The organism is Pedobacter paludis, assembly GCF_003173575.1.
GTDB lineage: Bacteria > Bacteroidota > Bacteroidia > Sphingobacteriales > Sphingobacteriaceae > Pedobacter > Pedobacter paludis.
This window is the reverse complement of record NZ_QGNY01000002.1, coordinates 52007-68018: the sequence shown is the minus strand read 5'-3', so window position 1 is coordinate 68018 and position 16012 is coordinate 52007. Positions and strand designations below refer to the sequence as shown.

The window sequence follows — 16012 nt, the reverse complement described above, 5'->3', positions numbered from 1 at the left end:
GCGGTTCCTTTCCCTTCTTTTACAAAAATACTATAATTATACCGTACAAACGTAATGATGAAGTCATGAAAATATTGGTAATTATAACCCTTTTTATAGATAATTCCCTATCTTTTTGTAAAGCAGTGTCTAAGGCATTTTTTAATTAAGTCTGGCTTTTTGCTAAATCTTTTATTTTGAAAAAAACAAAAGGATACCGCTTCAATCCCGTTTAAAACATCAAGTCATCTGGTGCTATTTGGGGTTGCAAAGCGCTAATGCCAACGATTTAAAGATGCCTGTAAACATGATCTGCCAAAACAAAAAAGCTCCAAAGAGCAATCTTTGGAGCTTGAATTTTAAAGTTATATCTTATTTATTTTCCAAATCTGCAGCTGCTTTTTTGAAAACATCTGCCTGTTTTTGAAGATTAGATTTGGCATCGCCACTTGCAGAAGAAGCTTGTTTTTCTTTTCCTGTAGCCGTTGCGGTATAAGCCGCACTTAATTGTTTTGCTAAATATGGCGCCAATTTCAAACGATCAACAACGTCGCTAATATTTTTTACTCCTTTTTCGGTAATTGCTGGGTTCGTATTATTTCTTAAATATTGAAAATACGGACCAACCACAGAAAAAACTTTGTTTCTATCTCCTGTTGCCGTAATGTTTTCGAAGAAAGCCTGATGCTCATCTTTCGGATCATTAACATATAAAACAGCTATCGATGATGCAATATGATCTTTTGTATCCATATCTAAAGCTGCCAAGGCCGATAAGCTTTCTTGAGGTGCTAACTTGGATAAGCCCGCAACTGAGGCTGCGATAACTCTGTACGATCTATCTTTAATTCCCTCAGTTAGCAAGGTTTTATATGCCTGATCTCCTGTTTCTGCCAATTTTGAAATTGCAGCCGATCTAACTTCTGTGTTTTTTTCTGTTTTGGCTAGCTGAAGAATAACCGGAACTGCAGCGCCCTTAACTTTGGCATCATTCAAATTAATTGCTTCTACACTCAAGGTACGTAAATCTGCAGACTGATCTTTTAATCCAGCCAATAACAAATTCTGTGCATCAGCATCCTTGCTCTTTGAAGCAAATTCTAAAGCCTCAATTCTGTTTTTATAGCTCGGAGCTTTAACATACTGAAAAGAATAATTATCTAAAGTTTTGTTTTCATTAACCTGACCCACCAAAATTTTGTCTACATCAAAATCTACCAGCTCTGGCTTTGAAGCCACATCAAAAGTAAAGCTCTGCTCGCGACTATTAATCAGAATATCTTTGCTGATTTTTTTTCCGCCAGCATAAATATCAACTTTTAAAGGAAGAATAAAAGTTTGTACGCTCGCATCTTGCATCTGCTTAATTTTAATGGTTTCTTTTCCATTGCTATAGCTGTAATCTATATCCAAAATTGGGTGGCCACCATTATAATACCATTGATTAAAATAAGGACTCCAATCTTTTCCTGTAATATCTTCCATTGCCAAACGCAATTGATGCGTTTCGCCATTTTTGAAAGCATTTGTTGTTAAATATTTATTTAAACCTTTAAAGAAAGCCGCATCGCCCATTTGATTTTTCAAAGCATAAAGAATAATCGAACCTTTGGCGTAGCTGATGTTATCAAATAAGTCTTCCTTATCGTTGTAATAAAAACGAGCCAAAATTGGGCTTTCGCCTTTTTTGGTTGAACCTAAATATGACTGAAGTTTTTCGTATCGAGATTTATCTTCCGCATCTTTTCCGGCATCATGACCATGCCAGATTACTTCCCCAAAAGTTGCGAACGATTCGTTCATGGTAATGTTAGACCATGATTCTGCTGTCACATAATCGCCAAACCATTGGTGAAAAAGTTCATGGGCAATTGTTCCTTCCTGATTATCATCCAACAACTCACGATCAGTTTTTTGAACTTGCTCGCCATGTAAGGTAGCTGTGGTATTTTCCATTGCACCAGACACATAATCGCGGGCTACAACTTGAGAATATTTGTTCCAAGGGTAATCAACACCTAAAACAGTGCTGTAAAACTGAATCATGTCTGGCGTTTTACCAAAAATCTGTTTCGCATAGGGTGCATATTTTGGTTCCAGATAATAGCTTACCTCTTTGCCTTTATAACTGTCTTTTGTTATTTTAAACTCACCAATCGCCATCATAAATAAATATGGCGAATGCGGTAAATCCATTTTCCAGGTATCTGTTCTTGTGCCGTTTGCATTTGGTTTTTGCGAAACCAGTTTTCCGTTAGAAAGTGTTGTGTACTTAGATTTTACAGTGATCGAAATTTCTTCTGTCGTTTTCTGATCTGGTTTATCAATTGTAGGAAACCATGCCGATGAAGATTCAGTTTCTCCTTGTGTCCAAATTTGTGTAGGCTTGTTTTTATCAGTACCATCTGGATTAATGAAGTATAAACCTTTCGCATCCGTTATTGCGGCACTTCCTTTTACCTTTAATTCATCGGGCTTGGCGGTATAAGCGATATAAACGGTATATTTTTCTGTATTGCTATACCTCTTATTTAAAGTGATGTACAATTTATTATCGTTATAAGTGTATTTTAAGGGGGTATTTCCTTTCGCTCCAACCATGGCAACCTCTTTAATGTCCATTCCCTGGGCATCAAGCGTTAAGGAATCTGTAGCGTAAAAATGGGGTTTCAATGTAACCCATTCCTTTCCGTATAAATAACGCTTGGCGTAATCAAAAGAAACATCCAATTTGGTGTGTACAAGATCATTTACTTTGGTTGCTGTTACCCGATAAATGGAAAGGTTATCAGATTTTTCGGCTGGCTTTTCTTGTGCAAAAGCCACTGTTACCATAAAAGACGATGCAAGCATCAAACCGCAGGAGAAAATTTTTTTATTCATTTTTAAATTATTTTATAGGTCAGTTAATCTTAAAGCAAGATATTAAGAATTGTAATAAACTAAAGCGTCAAATGTAATAGGCTTTATCTTAATTTTTTGTTTTTTTGTGTAAATCGTAAGATATATGAGAACGGATATTCAGTCAATATTAAATAAATTAGGTGTAAAAGCCGAAAATGCTGCCTTTAGTACAGGCAGTGTCTGGGGTGGCGGTTCTAATTCAAAATCATTAGAGAGTTTTTCTCCAGTTGATGGAAAAATTATCGCTTCGGCCAAAGTTGCAACTTCGGCAGATTACGATGCCATAGTCGAAAAATCGCAAGAAGCATTTAAGCATTGGAGAACAATTCCTGCGCCTAAAAGGGGCGAAATTGTTCGTCAGTTTGGCGATGCTTTAAGGGCAAACAAAGATGCTTTGGGAACGCTCGTTTCTTATGAAATGGGCAAGAGCTTGCAAGAAGGCTTTGGGGAAGTCCAGGAAATGATCGATATATGCGATTTTGCCGTGGGTTTATCGCGCCAGCTTTATGGATTAACCATGCATAGCGAAAGACCAAGCCACCGCATGTATGAGCAATGGCATCCCCTGGGTATTGTTGGAATTATCTCTGCTTTTAACTTTCCGGTTGCCGTTTGGAGCTGGAATACGGCACTGGCTTTGGTGTGTGGAAATGTTTGCATATGGAAACCATCAGAAAAAACTCCTTTAACTGCAGTTGCTTGTCAGCACATTATTGCCAAGGTTTTTAAAGATAATGATGTTCCTGAAGGTGTTTGCAATTTAATTATTGGTGATAGAGAAGTTGGCGAATTGATGACGAAAGACGGTCGTGTTCCGTTAATCTCTGCTACGGGTTCTACCAGAATGGGAAAAGCTGTTGGTGCTGCGGTTGGCGCTCGTTTGGGGAAAAGTTTATTAGAGCTGGGCGGAAATAACGCCATTATAATTTCTGAACATGCCGATTTAGATATGAGTTTAATCGGTGCAGTTTTTGGCGCTGTTGGTACCGCTGGGCAACGCTGTACGTCTACAAGAAGATTAATTATCCATGAAAGTGTTTACGATGCTTTTGCCGCTAAATTGGTAAAAGCTTATGGTCAGCTTAGAATTGGCGATCCATTAGATCAAAATAATCATGTAGGCCCGTTAATTGATAATGACGCAGTTGCAAGCTATTTGGATTCTATCGAAAAATGCAAAGCCGAGGGCGGAAAGTTTTTAGTTGAAGGCGGTGTTTTAGATGGTGCGGAATATGCAAGCGGATGTTATGTTAAACCTTGTATTGCCCAAGTAAAAAACGATTTCGAAATTGTACAGCACGAAACTTTTGCACCCATTTTATATTTGATTAAATACAAAACTTTGGATGAAGCCATTGCTTTGCAAAATGGCGTTCCACAGGGATTATCCTCAGCAATAATGACGTTAAATTTAAGAGAAGCGGAGCAGTTTTTATCTTACCAAGGTTCTGATTGTGGCATTGCAAATGTTAACATCGGTACTTCCGGCGCCGAAATCGGTGGTGCATTTGGTGGCGAAAAAGAAACAGGCGGAGGTAGGGAAAGTGGTTCTGATGCATGGAGAGCTTACATGAGAAGACAAACCAACACCATCAATTATTCTAATACTTTGCCTCTTGCACAAGGCATTAAATTTGATTTGTAAGGGATTGATATTTTAAAATAAATGGTACGTGGAGACACGTACCATGGCTTTAAAATTTAAAATGAAACTTTTGATGCCTAGGTTCGTGTTTCCACGAACCTAATGGTCCTTCCCCACCCGCAACAAAATCGGGAAATGAACATCCTTTTCTGCATCATCACCCCAAGCTTCCTTTAGTTCGGTAAACATGTACTCCAATGGATTTCTATCGTTGGCTTTTTTGTAGTGCTGCAACGAAGACCAGGTATTTAAATAACCGATCATCTGGTTAAAATTCCATTTTGTCTTAATTTGAAAATGAGGCGCAATAATTTCTTCAAAAGGGAAAGGAATTGTTTTATAACCCTCTTCGATATACCTGCGCTCCGCATCCCAATATTTGCCAAGAATATCCTCATACAATTTATGGATCGATTGATCTATCTTTTTATCAATAAACATCACCCCATAACCAATTACCGCAAATAATCCGTTGGGCTTTAAAGTACGCTTTACCTCTGCATAAAAGGCTTCGAAGTTAAACCAATGGATGGCCTGCGCAACGGTAATTAAATCGAAGCTATTGTTTCCTACCGATGTTTGTTCTGCAGGTTCTATTCTGTAAGTAATATTTGGTAACTGCAATGCATTTTTCAGCTGATTTTCGCTAATGTCAGTTGCGTAAACTTCACGAAATTCATTAGCCAATATGCGAGCAACTTGTCCATTCCCAGTTGCACAGTCCCATGCTGTATCTTTATTGTCTACAAGCGAGAAAAGATAATCGTATAATTCTTTCGGATATGTTGGACGATATATTGAATATTCTGCAGATTGGGTAGAGAAGTTATCTTTCATGATTTTAGGAGTTAATTAAAGGAAAAATAAGTGATTTTTTCAATACGTTCTTGCAAATCCATTATTCTCACGCTATCTTACAATGAATACGAATTTATAAATTAAACAATTTATTGTCGAATTGTTTGATTCAATTCTTCAACCCTTTTTACTAAATATGAGTAAAACATCAACCGGTTTTTCAACAGAAGAAATAAGCGAAGTAAAGTATAGATTGAAATCTATCTTCGGCGGTTCTGTTGGCAATCTGGTTGAATGGTACGATTGGTATACCTATTCTGCTTTTGCATTATACTTTTCGCCAGCCTTTTTTCCTAACAGCAATCCAACGGCACAGCTTTTGGATACGGCCGGAATTTTTGCCGTTGGTTTTTTAATGCGCCCAATTGGCGGATGGTTGTTTGGCAGTATTGCAGATAAATTTGGCCGTAAAAAGTCGATGACGCTTTCTGTATTAATTATGGCAATCGGTTCATTAATTATTGGCTTAACTCCTGGCTACAACCAAATCAGAATCGCTGCTCCAATTTTATTAATATTTGCCCGCTTGGTTCAAGGCTTAAGTACAGGTGGCGAGTATGGTACATCAGCCACTTACTTAAGCGAAATGGCGACTAAAAAACACCGTGGATTCTATTCGAGTTTTCAATACGTAACTTTAATCGGTGGACAGCTATTAGCCTTAGGTATTCAGTTAATTTTACAGAATTGGTTATTAACGCCTGCAGAGTTGCACGATTGGGGTTGGAGAATTCCATTTTTTATCGGAGCCATACTCTCCTTTATCGCTTTATATTTAAGAAGACATATTGATGAAACCTCAGCATTTAAAAGCAAAACATCTGAGGATAAAAAAGGAGGAATTGCTGTTTTATTAAAATACCCTAAGGAAGTTTTTACCGTAGTTGGTTTAACCTTAGGCGGAACAATTGCATTTTACACCTTCAATACCTATATGCAAAAGTTCTTGGTAAATACGGTGCATTTGAGCAAGGAAACCTCAACAACATTATCATTTATTTCACTCTTGGTTTTTGCAATTATGCAACCACTGTTCGGATTACTATCTGATAAAATTGGTCGCAAGCCTTTGTTAATAGGCTTTGGAATTTTAGGGTCGATATGCACCTATCCAATTTTAACAGGACTTGCAGGGGAAACCGACACCACGATGATTTTTCTGCTGATGATTGCCGCACTGATTATTGTTAGCGGCTATACAAGTATCAACGCCGTTGTAAAAGCAGAATTATTTCCTGCAGAAATTAGAGCTTTGGGTGTGGGCTTGCCTTATGCTTTAACAGTTGCCATTTTTGGTGGAACAGCAGAATATTTCGCACTATGGTTTAAAAATATCGGGCACGAATCCTATTTTTATTGGTATGTAAGTGGCTGTATTTTGATTTCTCTAGTTTTATATGCCACCATGAAAGATACCAAACACCATTCGAAAATAGAGGATTAAACTCGGTCTTTTGAGACCATCCTGAATAAATTTTTTTGGAGACGATCCGTAGGCTAAATGTAATTACTAATCTCAATCAAATTTAAATCAGGATCGCGGAGATAAATCGATACAATTTTGCCATTTGCGCCCGTTCTTTCTACTGGGCCTTCTTCTATTTCAATGCAGTTTTGCTTCAATTCGCGTGCGACTTCATCGATATTGGTTTCGGTAATGAAACATAAATCAGCGGTTCCGGGCATAGGCTTAAAAGCTTTAGGTTCGAGCTCGCATCTGTGCTGATGGAGATTTATTTTCTGATTGCCAAATTTTAGTGCCTTTCTATCCGCTCCAAAAGTAATAATTTCCATACCCAAAGCTACATTGTAAAATTTGCAGGTGCTTTCTACGTTAGCAACGGTAAGCACCAAATGGTCTAAATTTTTAATCTCCATAATAATTAATAGAACTAAGCTTTATGCTAATTGTTTTAGATTGGGATTATTGATAAAGAATCGATTTTCGAAATTTGGTTAGTGGCGATAATCCTATCACAAAATAGCCAATTTTTATATATTTTTACCATTATGCAAAACCAAGCTCCATTAGCGGAAAGAATGCGCCCTCAAAATTTAAGCGAATATGTTGGGCAACAGCATTTGGTTGGGCCGGGAGCCGTTTTACGTAAGGCAATAGAAAGCAGCCAACTGCCCTCTATGATTTTTTGGGGACCTCCGGGAGTTGGTAAAACAACCTTGGCATATATTATATCTCAAGCTTTAGATCGACCTTTTTTTAACCTAAGTGCAATTAATAGTGGTGTAAAAGACATTCGCGATGTAATTGATAAGGCAGCAGCCCTAAAAGACAGTTTTTTGGGTTTGCCCATTTTATTTATTGATGAGATCCATCGTTTTAGCAAATCTCAGCAAGATAGTTTGTTGGGTGCTGTAGAGCGTGGGCTTGTAACGTTAATTGGCGCAACAACAGAAAATCCATCGTTCGAAGTGATTTCCGCTTTACTTTCTCGATGTCAGGTTTACATTTTAAAATCTCTTACAGAAGAAGAATTGGCTGGATTACTCCAAACTGCCATTAAAAAAGATGCAATTTTAGCGGAGAAGAACATTACGATAAAAGAGCACGAAGCATTAATTCGGCTCTCGGGCGGCGATGCACGCAAACTCTTAAATGTTTTGGAAATTGCCATAAATGGTATTGGAGGCGATAAGATAACCTTAACCAACGAAAACGTTTTGGCTCATGCCCAGCAAAATCTGGCGCTTTATGATAAGGCCGGCGAACAACATTACGATATTATTTCAGCATTTATTAAATCCATCCGTGGAAGCGATCCAAATGCTGCGGTTTACTGGTTGGCCAGAATGATAGAAGGTGGTGAGGATCCATTATTTATTGCCCGGAGACTTCTAATTCTGTCTTCTGAAGATATTGGAAATGCCAATCCAAATGCCTTGCTTTTGGCCAATAATTGTTTTACTGCAGTTAATGTAATCGGTTATCCAGAAGCACGTATCATTCTATCGCAATGCGTAACTTACCTGGCCAGCTCGGTAAAAAGCAATGCTTCATACATGGCAATAAACCAGGCTCAAGCTTTGGTTAAACAAACCGGAAATTTACCAGTACCATTACACATTCGTAATGCACCAACCAAGTTGATGAAAAATATTGGTTATGGAAAAGATTATAAATATTCGCACAGTTACGAAGGAAATTTTGAAGCTCAGGAATACCTGCCTGATGAAATTAGTGGAACAAAACTTTACGATCCAGGTAAAAACCCAGCCGAAGAAAAACTGAGAGAAAAACTGAAACAAAACTGGAAAGACAAATATAATTATTGATGTAACATTTTTTGAGAAACGGATACTAATAACCAAACAAGACTAAACTATATGCTAAGTACTTTTTTAAGCCATCAAAGAAAATCCTTTTGGCGTTCGCGGAACCGAGGCAGTAGCATTGCCACTCAGATCATTCTGGGGTTTTTTATGCTTTACTTTTTGGCAATCGCCATTGGCGCTGGATTCAGTATGCCGTTCTTGCTTCCGAAGATTTTTCCAAATCAAGATGCCATTAAAAGTTTTAACGGCTTAATTCTGTATTATTTCGCATTCGATTTTATAATGCGTTTACAGCTCCAAGAGTTGCCAACCATGAGCATTATTCCTTATCTGCATTTAAAAATTAAGAAAAGCCAGATTGTCAGTTTCTTAAACATCAAGGCACTTTTCTCTGCATTTAACCTTTGGCCTTTCTTTTTATTTCTTCCTTTTATTTTTATGAGGATTGCAGGAGCTTATGGTGTATTTCCAACATTAATGTATATCGTTTCGATATTTTCAATTGCAATTTTTAACAATTACTTTGTTTTATATATTAAAAGAAAAACCATTACAAACGTGTTGTACACGGGTATTGGCTTATTGGTTATCGCTGGATTTGCTGCTTTAGAATACTTTAAGATTATTTCGATAATGGCTGGCTCCGATTATGTATTTAGAACCATTGCCACATATCCATATCTGGGTTTCGCTTTTACCATCATTGCATTTTTAATTTTTAAGATCAACTCTAATTTTCTGGCAAAAAATCTTTATACAGAAGAACTAAGCAGTAAGCAAGAGAAAAAAGTAAGTACAGATTATGCATTCTTAAATCGATTTGGTAAAGTAGGCGAGTTGGCGGCTTTAGAGCTTAAACTCATTCTTCGCCATAAACGTTCGCGTTCTTCGGTAATTTTAGGCTTCTTTTTTCTTTTGTATGGTTTCTTGTTTTACAAAACCCCAGCCATTGATGGAGATAAATTTGGACAGATGATGTTCGGTGCAATCTTCATGACAGGCGTTTCCATTATCATTTATGGTCAGTTTATGTTTGCTTGGCAAAGTTCACATTTCGACGGCCTGCTGAGCGCTAAAATTAACTTTAAGGATTTTATTAAAGCCAAGTTTCTGCTTTTTACAATTGCATCAACAATCATTACTGTTTTGGCAAGTTTCTATGGGTTTTTAAGTCCGAAGTTGTTGCTTTTACAGTTGGCCGCTTATTTATATAATATCGGTTTCGGAACTGTTATCGTGCTTTATATGGCAACATTAAACTATAAACGATTGGACATTACTAAAGCTGCGAGTTTTAACTATCAAGGAACCAGTGCTACTCAGTTTTTGTTAATATTTCCTTATGCATTGATTCCAATATTGCTTTATCTTCCCTTTGGCAAGATGGATATGCCATATTGGGGATTAACAGTAGTTGCTTTATTCGGATTGATCATGCTGATGTTAAGAGGCTTCTGGGTAAACTTCATAACCAATAAATTTGAAAAGAAACGATATAAAATAGCCGAAGGCTTTAGAGAATAATTATGATTTTAGAAGTAAAAAATTTGAAAAAGGTTTATGGCGATAAAACCGTTGTAAACATAGAACACGTACAAATAGAACCAGGCGAAACCATTGGTTTAGTTGGAAACAACGGAGCGGGTAAAACCACTTTTTTTAGGATGCTTTTAGATTTAATACGCCCAACTGAAGGCGAAGTATTATCTAAGGGAGAAAACGTTATGCATAGCGATAACTGGAAAAATTATACAGCCTCTTTTTTAGATGAAGGTTTTTTAATTGATTATTTAACCCCTGAAGAATACTTTATTTTTATTGGTAGCCTACACAATTTAAGCGTGGCAGACGTATCTTCTTACTTAACTCAGTATAACGAATTTTTTAATGGCGAGATTTTAAGCAGTGGCAAATACATTCGCGATTTTAGTAAGGGAAATCAAAATAAGGTTGGCATTGCAGCAGCGTTAATGCAGAAACCGGAAATCTTAATCTTGGATGAGCCCTTTGCCAATTTAGATCCAACAACCCAAATCCGATTGAAAAAATTACTGAAGGAACACCCAGGGAATATGACCACATTTATTTCTAGCCATGATTTAAATCATGTTACCGATGTTTGTAATCGCATTATTTTGGTAGAAAAAGGTCAGGTAATTAAAGATTTTAGAACAGATGAAAATACATTGAAAGAGCTTGAAAGCTATTTCTCTGCTTAGTTTTTGTACTAAGAATGATACATTTAAAAGAGTGCCCCAAAAAAGGCACTCTTTTTTTTGCTAAAAAATTATTCTTACTAGCTCTATTGTGCGGAAATCAAAATAATATCATACATGATGGTTTTTTGGCATTGTGTTTGAATGGAATGGATAGAATTATAAATCTAGATTATTATGAGTATTTCAAAAGTAAGAATAGCGACACTAAGTATAGGATTAGCAGTTGGTTCAATGGCGTTCCAAAGTTGTGATAGTTTAACAAAAACACAAAAAGGAGCAGGTATCGGCGCTGCAGCGGGTGGAGTAATTGGAGCATTAATCGGCAAAAAAGCTGGTAATACTGCAGTAGGTGCTTTAATTGGTGGTGCTATTGGAGGAACTGCTGGAGCATTTATTGGTCGTAGAATGGATAGACAGGCAGCTGAAATTCAAAAAGCAATTCCAAATGCAGAAGTTATCCGTGAAGGTGAAGGTATTATTGTAAAATTTGATAGTGGTATTCTTTTCGACTTCGATAAAACAGCATTGAAAGATGCAGCTAAAACTAATGTTCAAAGTTTGGCTTCTTCTTTAAATCAATATCCTGATACCGATATTAAAATTATTGGGCATACAGACAATAAAGGAACTGAAGTTTACAACCAAGGTTTATCAGAAAGAAGAGCTGCAGCGGTTAAGGCTTATGCGGTTTCTCAAGGCGTACCTGCATCGAGATTAGTAACCATTGGTAAAGGATTTGCAGAGCCAATTGCTGATAATGAAACAGATGCCGGTCGTGCTGCGAACCGTCGTGTAGAAATCGTAATTGTTGCAAACGATGCTTTAAAAGCTACTGCACAAAAACAAGGATAATATTTGCAAATTCCCTCTACCTATGAGGTCATTATATAGCCAAACCCCGATGCATTGCATTGGGGTTTTTTAGTTTTAATCGGCTTAAACGCATTCCCAAACTTTCGGAGGGAAATCTTTAAAATGGTTCAAAGATTTCTCCACTGCGGTCGAAATGACGACATCTAGTGTTCTCTATAAAAATTCTATGTATTCTATGTTAAAATTTATAGAAAAAATCCTCATCACTATCGATACATATTAAGAATAAATATCTGCGAAATAACTTACCACCAAAGATTTCATTAGAAGCTCTTGCTCCAACATGGTATAAGGCGGAATCGGTTTAATCAATTTCCAATGAGGCCAACCATCCTGATCTACACCTTCGAGTTCGTAAAAATCCATTTCGCTTAAAAGTCTGCAGGTTGCAATATGCATTAACTCTTCTTTTTGGCGCTTGCTATATTTCTTCGGTCCTTTGCCCAATTCCTGTACACCAATTAAAAAAAGCATCACTTTTAAATCAGGGAAATCCGAATCAAACTCTTTTGCAATTCGTTCTTGTAAAACTTTCCACTTGGCATTAATCTCCGACGGTTTCATAGAAAGCAAAGATAGTGTAAAAAGGTTTAAGGCTTAAAGTAAAACGTTTATGGTTTGATGCAAAACATAAAACCATTATTGTATTTTTGATCACATTACATACATATGGATACGAATTCAAATAAAATAATTACGGCAGGATTAATGGCCTACGGCATGTCTGGAAAGGTTTTTCATGCGCCTTTTTTAAATGCGCACTCTGGCTTTAACTTAAAGGCAATTACCGAGCGCAATCAAAAAAAAGCGCAAGAAGATTACCCAAATGTGATCAGTTACAACAGCATTGACGAATTGCTTAACGATTCGGAAATAGATTTAATCGTAATCAACACACCAAATAATCTACACTATGAACATGTTAAATTGGCTTTGCAAAACGGTAAGAATATTTTGGTAGAGAAACCTTTTACCGCAACATCGGCACAAGCGAAAGAGCTTTTTGAACTTGCCGATCAGGTAGGTAAGCAGATTTTCTTTTATCAAAATCGCCGATGGGATAGTGATTTTGCATCAGTAAAAAAAGTTTTAGCAAGCAATAAACTAGGCAAGTTAATTGAAATGCATCTGAGATATGATCGTTATAGAAACGTAATCGGACCGAAAGCATTTAAGGAAAACCCTGTGGAAGCAAGTGGACTGTTGTACGATTTAGGACCACATCTTTTAGATCAGGTGATTAGTTTGTTCGGAAAACCGTTGAGTTACCATAAAGTAACAGGAAAAAATAGAGTGGGCACTTTGGTTGATGACTATTTCACCATTCAGTTAAACTATCCAGATAGCGTTAACGTTTTTGTAACCTCGAGCATGTTGGTGGTAAATCCGCAGGCCGCATTTGTGTTGCATGGAATAGATGGGAGTTTTGTAAAACAAAGAGCCGATATTCAGGAGGAACAATTATTAGCTGGAATAAAACTTACTGATAATGGCTATGGAATTGAACTTAACGGCAAGGAAGGACACTTAACTACGATCGATGCCGAGGGAAATAAATCAGAAGAAATTATTCCATCAGAAATTGGAAGCTATTTGCCACTTTTCGAAGCCGTTTATCAAGCTTTGGTAAATGATAAGCCATATCCAGTTACAAGAGAAGATGTACTCACTCAGTTGGAAATTATAGAAAGTTAGCCCTAGCAAATTTAATATCAATATTTTTCAACTTAAATCAGCGTAATTATAACCTATGAATTCATTGCCGTTTGCTTATCTAATCCCAATTTTTATCCTCACATTATATTTCATTCTTCGAAAAAAGAAACCTGCCATCGAGCCGCTGACAGAAACTGATAAAAAGATTTTAGATGACTATGTTGGTTATTATCACAATTTGGATTCTACAGAAAAATTAAGATTTGAACAAAAAATCGCTGAATTTTTCAGCACTGTAAAAATCGAAGCTGTTGAATTGGAAATGACAACTTTAGATGAACTTTTAATTGCCTCCAGCGCTGTAATTCCAATATTTGGTTTTGAAGATTGGCAATATAAAAACTTAAGCAGTGTATTATTATATCCAGATACATTTAATAAAGATTTCCAGTTTGAAGGTGGCGAAAGAAATATAATGGGCATGGTTGGGAGTGGCTATATGAACGGGCAAATGATTTTATCTCGATCTGCATTGAGACACGGTTTTTCTAAAAGTGCGGGAAAAGAAAACACCGCTATCCACGAATTTGTACACCTATTGGATAAATCTGATGGCGCAACTGATGGCGTTCCAGAAAATTTATTGAGCCATGAATACACCTTGCCGTGGATTAAGATGATGCATGAAGAGATTGAGAAAATTGAAGATAATAAATCGGATATTAATCCTTATGCCATAACCAACCAGGCAGAATTTTTTGCTGTTGTTTCTGAATATTTTTTCGAAAAGCCAGAGCTTTTAAAAGATAAACACCCAGATTTGTATCAGGCTTTAAGCCGAATATTTGCTCAAAACCCAGCCGGATCAAATTAACAAAAACTAATTTTTAAGATGAGAATATTAACAACCTTAATTTGCTTTTTTCTAATAACAAGCACTTTCGCCCAAAAAGTTTACATTCTAAAACAGAATTATCCGATAGGGAAAAAGTATAATTATAATCTTACTTCAAACCAAATTATTAAACAAAAAATTGGTGATCAAAATGTAAATCTTAGTCAGGAAATTGGTACCGATTATACTTTTGATATTGCTGGCGAAAAAGCAGGCGATAAAGCCATCAAAGTTATTTACAATAAAATCCGCATGAAATCTAGTGGGATGGGAAATACCTTAACTATGGATTCTGACTCTCAGGAACCAGGTAAGCCTAACCCCTTTAGTGGTTTAAAAGGTGCATCTTTCGAAATGATTTTTGGTGCAAATGGAAGCATAAAATCTGTTAACGGAATAGAAAAAATGCTGGATAATATGGCATCTAAAATGACTACAGATACCAGTCAGATAAAGGCGATTAAAGCTTCTTTAGGTAAACAGTTTAGTGCAGAAGGAATGAAACAGACAATGGAATCATCGTTTAAGATTTATCCTGATAAACCTGTTAAAATTGGCGATAGCTGGACGGTTGATACCAAAATGCAGATGACCATGCCAATTGAAACGATAACGATCTATACTTTAAAATTGGTTAAAGATGGTATTGCTTTTTTAAATGTAAACGGAAATCTAATTTCTAAAGGAAGTTTTGATTCTATGGGAACTAAAATTGATACCGACTTAAAGGGAACAAATTCTGGCGATATGCAGATAGATCTTAAAACCGGTCTGGTTTTAAGCAGTCATTTGCGCTTGGAAATGTACGGAACCATGAAAGCCAAGGACCAAAATATCGATTTCGATATGGAAGGCATTAATCAGATTACAGGTAAGGAAATTAATTAACTTTCCATTTATCAAACGTTCCTACGGAACGAAAAAAATACTACGAAATTTTTTCTACCCGGCAAACGTCCCGATGGGACGAGCGTTAATGAGAAACACTGTGTTGGGTTTGAATGTTGCTGTTTTATTTAAAAATTGATCAACATTCATACACGAAGAAAAAAAATACTTCTAATTTTCCAGCCCAGCAAACGTCCCGATGGGACGAGCGTTGATGTAAATTATGCGGAATATTCAGTGATTTTATAAATGTTGCTGAGTAAAAAATCTGCATGATTTTCCTATCAGACAAATTTATTCACGAGACATGTTTTAATAAGGAAGCTTATCATTAGGATTCGAATCAACTTAATATTATTCAAAGATTTGATCTCTAAGGTTCATATAAGAAGAAAAAAAATCGAATTTTCCAGCCCAGCAAAAATCCCGATGGGACGGGTGTTAATGAGAAACACTGTGTTGGACTTGAATGATTGCTGTTTTATTCAAAAATTGATCAACATTCATACACGAAGAAAAAAAATACTTCTAATTTTCCAGCCCAGCAAACGTCCCGATGGGACGAGCGTTAATATAAATTATTTTGATTATTCAGCGATTTTATAAACGTTGCTGAATAAAAAAATCTGCATGAGTTTCATATCAAACAAATTTATTCACGAGACATGTTTTAATGAGGAAGCTTATCATTGAATTTGAATCATCTTAATATTATTCAAAGATTTGATCTCTAAGTTTCATACAGGAAGAAAAAAATATTGCGAATTTTGCTGCCTAGCAAACGTTCCGATGGGACGAGCGTTA

General features: G+C 36.5%; 13 protein-coding genes. 9 read left to right on the top strand and 4 right to left on the bottom strand.

The genetic code is table 11. The features are described 5' to 3' along the window. Positions 1–351: 351 nt before the first annotated feature. Positions 352–2862: a M1 family metallopeptidase gene (locus DF947_RS04750; RefSeq protein WP_109928575.1), complete on the bottom strand. Its 2511-nt coding sequence runs from the start codon at positions 2860–2862 to the stop codon at positions 352–354. 124 nt (positions 2863–2986) lie between these two features. On the opposite strand from DF947_RS04750, the gene amaB reads away from it, so the two are divergent. After that, positions 2987–4528, top strand: coding sequence for an L-piperidine-6-carboxylate dehydrogenase (gene amaB, locus DF947_RS04745; RefSeq protein WP_109928574.1), 1542 nt, complete (start codon positions 2987–2989; stop codon positions 4526–4528). Positions 4529–4627: 99 nt separating this feature from the next. Here the strand turns inward: amaB and DF947_RS04740 are convergent, their stop codons facing one another. Beyond that, positions 4628–5365 (bottom strand): class I SAM-dependent methyltransferase, encoded by a 738-nt coding sequence (locus tag DF947_RS04740; protein ID WP_109928573.1) that lies wholly within the window; start codon positions 5363–5365, stop codon positions 4628–4630. 157 nt (positions 5366–5522) lie between these two features. Here DF947_RS04740 and DF947_RS04735 point away from each other — a divergent pair, with 157 nt between their 5' ends. Beyond that, on the top strand, positions 5523–6830 hold the full coding sequence (locus tag DF947_RS04735) for an MFS transporter (RefSeq protein WP_109928572.1): 1308 nt from the start codon (positions 5523–5525) through the stop codon (positions 6828–6830). A 53-nt stretch (positions 6831–6883) separates the two neighbouring features. On the opposite strand, the gene DF947_RS04730 is transcribed toward DF947_RS04735, so the two are convergent. Next, positions 6884–7264 carry a VOC family protein gene (locus DF947_RS04730; RefSeq protein ID WP_109928571.1) on the bottom strand — a complete coding sequence of 127 codons (381 nt, stop codon included), beginning with the start codon at positions 7262–7264 and terminating at the stop codon, positions 6884–6886. 132 nt (positions 7265–7396) lie between these two features. Here DF947_RS04730 and DF947_RS04725 point away from each other — a divergent pair, with 132 nt between their 5' ends. The 4 genes from DF947_RS04725 (at position 7397) to DF947_RS04710 (ending at position 11748) form a co-directional block, all read left to right on the top strand. Next, positions 7397–8677: a replication-associated recombination protein A gene (locus DF947_RS04725; protein WP_109928570.1), complete on the top strand. Its 1281-nt coding sequence runs from the start codon at positions 7397–7399 to the stop codon at positions 8675–8677. Between the two features lie 51 nt (positions 8678–8728). Further along, complete coding sequence (locus DF947_RS04720; protein ID WP_109928569.1) at positions 8729–10201, top strand: DUF5687 family protein; 1473 nt, start codon at positions 8729–8731, stop codon at positions 10199–10201. Between the two features lie 2 nt (positions 10202–10203). Continuing rightward, positions 10204–10896: an ABC transporter ATP-binding protein gene (locus tag DF947_RS04715; RefSeq protein WP_109928568.1), complete on the top strand. Its 693-nt coding sequence runs from the start codon at positions 10204–10206 to the stop codon at positions 10894–10896. 174 nt (positions 10897–11070) lie between these two features. Next, positions 11071–11748, top strand: coding sequence for an OmpA family protein (locus tag DF947_RS04710; protein ID WP_205940741.1), 678 nt, complete (start codon positions 11071–11073; stop codon positions 11746–11748). Between the two features lie 240 nt (positions 11749–11988). Here DF947_RS04710 and DF947_RS04705 read toward each other — a convergent pair whose 3' ends face one another. After that, positions 11989–12333 (bottom strand): hypothetical protein, encoded by a 345-nt coding sequence (locus DF947_RS04705; RefSeq protein WP_109928566.1) that lies wholly within the window; start codon positions 12331–12333, stop codon positions 11989–11991. A 105-nt stretch (positions 12334–12438) separates the two neighbouring features. Between DF947_RS04705 and DF947_RS04700 the strand changes: the two genes are divergently transcribed. From DF947_RS04700 to DF947_RS04690, 3 genes are read left to right on the top strand one after another with little or no spacing between them, the layout of a single operon-like run. Then, complete coding sequence (locus DF947_RS04700) at positions 12439–13464, top strand: Gfo/Idh/MocA family oxidoreductase (protein WP_109928565.1); 1026 nt, start codon at positions 12439–12441, stop codon at positions 13462–13464. Between the two features lie 55 nt (positions 13465–13519). Beyond that, entirely contained in the window at positions 13520–14299 is a 780-nt protein-coding gene (locus tag DF947_RS04695) for a M90 family metallopeptidase (RefSeq protein ID WP_109928564.1), read from the top strand. 18 nt (positions 14300–14317) lie between these two features. Next, a complete protein-coding gene (locus DF947_RS04690; protein ID WP_109928563.1) occupies positions 14318–15208 on the top strand; it encodes a DUF6263 family protein in 891 nt (296 codons plus the stop codon). Positions 15209–16012: the final 804 nt, after the last annotated feature.

Coding starts and splice junctions, on each gene's coding strand:
- DF947_RS04750 (WP_109928575.1), bottom strand. CDS start 2,862: ATGAATAAAAAAATTTTCTCCTGCGGTTTGATGCTTGCATCGTCTTTT.
- DF947_RS04705 (WP_109928566.1), bottom strand. CDS start 12,333: ATGAAACCGTCGGAGATTAATGCCAAGTGGAAAGTTTTACAAGAACGA.
- amaB (WP_109928574.1), top strand. CDS start 2,987: ATGAGAACGGATATTCAGTCAATATTAAATAAATTAGGTGTAAAAGCC.
- DF947_RS04710 (WP_205940741.1), top strand. CDS start 11,071: ATGAGTATTTCAAAAGTAAGAATAGCGACACTAAGTATAGGATTAGCA.
- DF947_RS04720 (WP_109928569.1), top strand. CDS start 8,729: ATGCTAAGTACTTTTTTAAGCCATCAAAGAAAATCCTTTTGGCGTTCG.
- DF947_RS04700 (WP_109928565.1), top strand. CDS start 12,439: ATGGATACGAATTCAAATAAAATAATTACGGCAGGATTAATGGCCTAC.
- DF947_RS04740 (WP_109928573.1), bottom strand. CDS start 5,365: ATGAAAGATAACTTCTCTACCCAATCTGCAGAATATTCAATATATCGT.
- DF947_RS04735 (WP_109928572.1), top strand. CDS start 5,523: ATGAGTAAAACATCAACCGGTTTTTCAACAGAAGAAATAAGCGAAGTA.
- DF947_RS04715 (WP_109928568.1), top strand. CDS start 10,204: ATGATTTTAGAAGTAAAAAATTTGAAAAAGGTTTATGGCGATAAAACC.
- DF947_RS04690 (WP_109928563.1), top strand. CDS start 14,318: ATGAGAATATTAACAACCTTAATTTGCTTTTTTCTAATAACAAGCACT.
- DF947_RS04695 (WP_109928564.1), top strand. CDS start 13,520: ATGAATTCATTGCCGTTTGCTTATCTAATCCCAATTTTTATCCTCACA.
- DF947_RS04725 (WP_109928570.1), top strand. CDS start 7,397: ATGCAAAACCAAGCTCCATTAGCGGAAAGAATGCGCCCTCAAAATTTA.
- DF947_RS04730 (WP_109928571.1), bottom strand. CDS start 7,264: ATGGAGATTAAAAATTTAGACCATTTGGTGCTTACCGTTGCTAACGTA.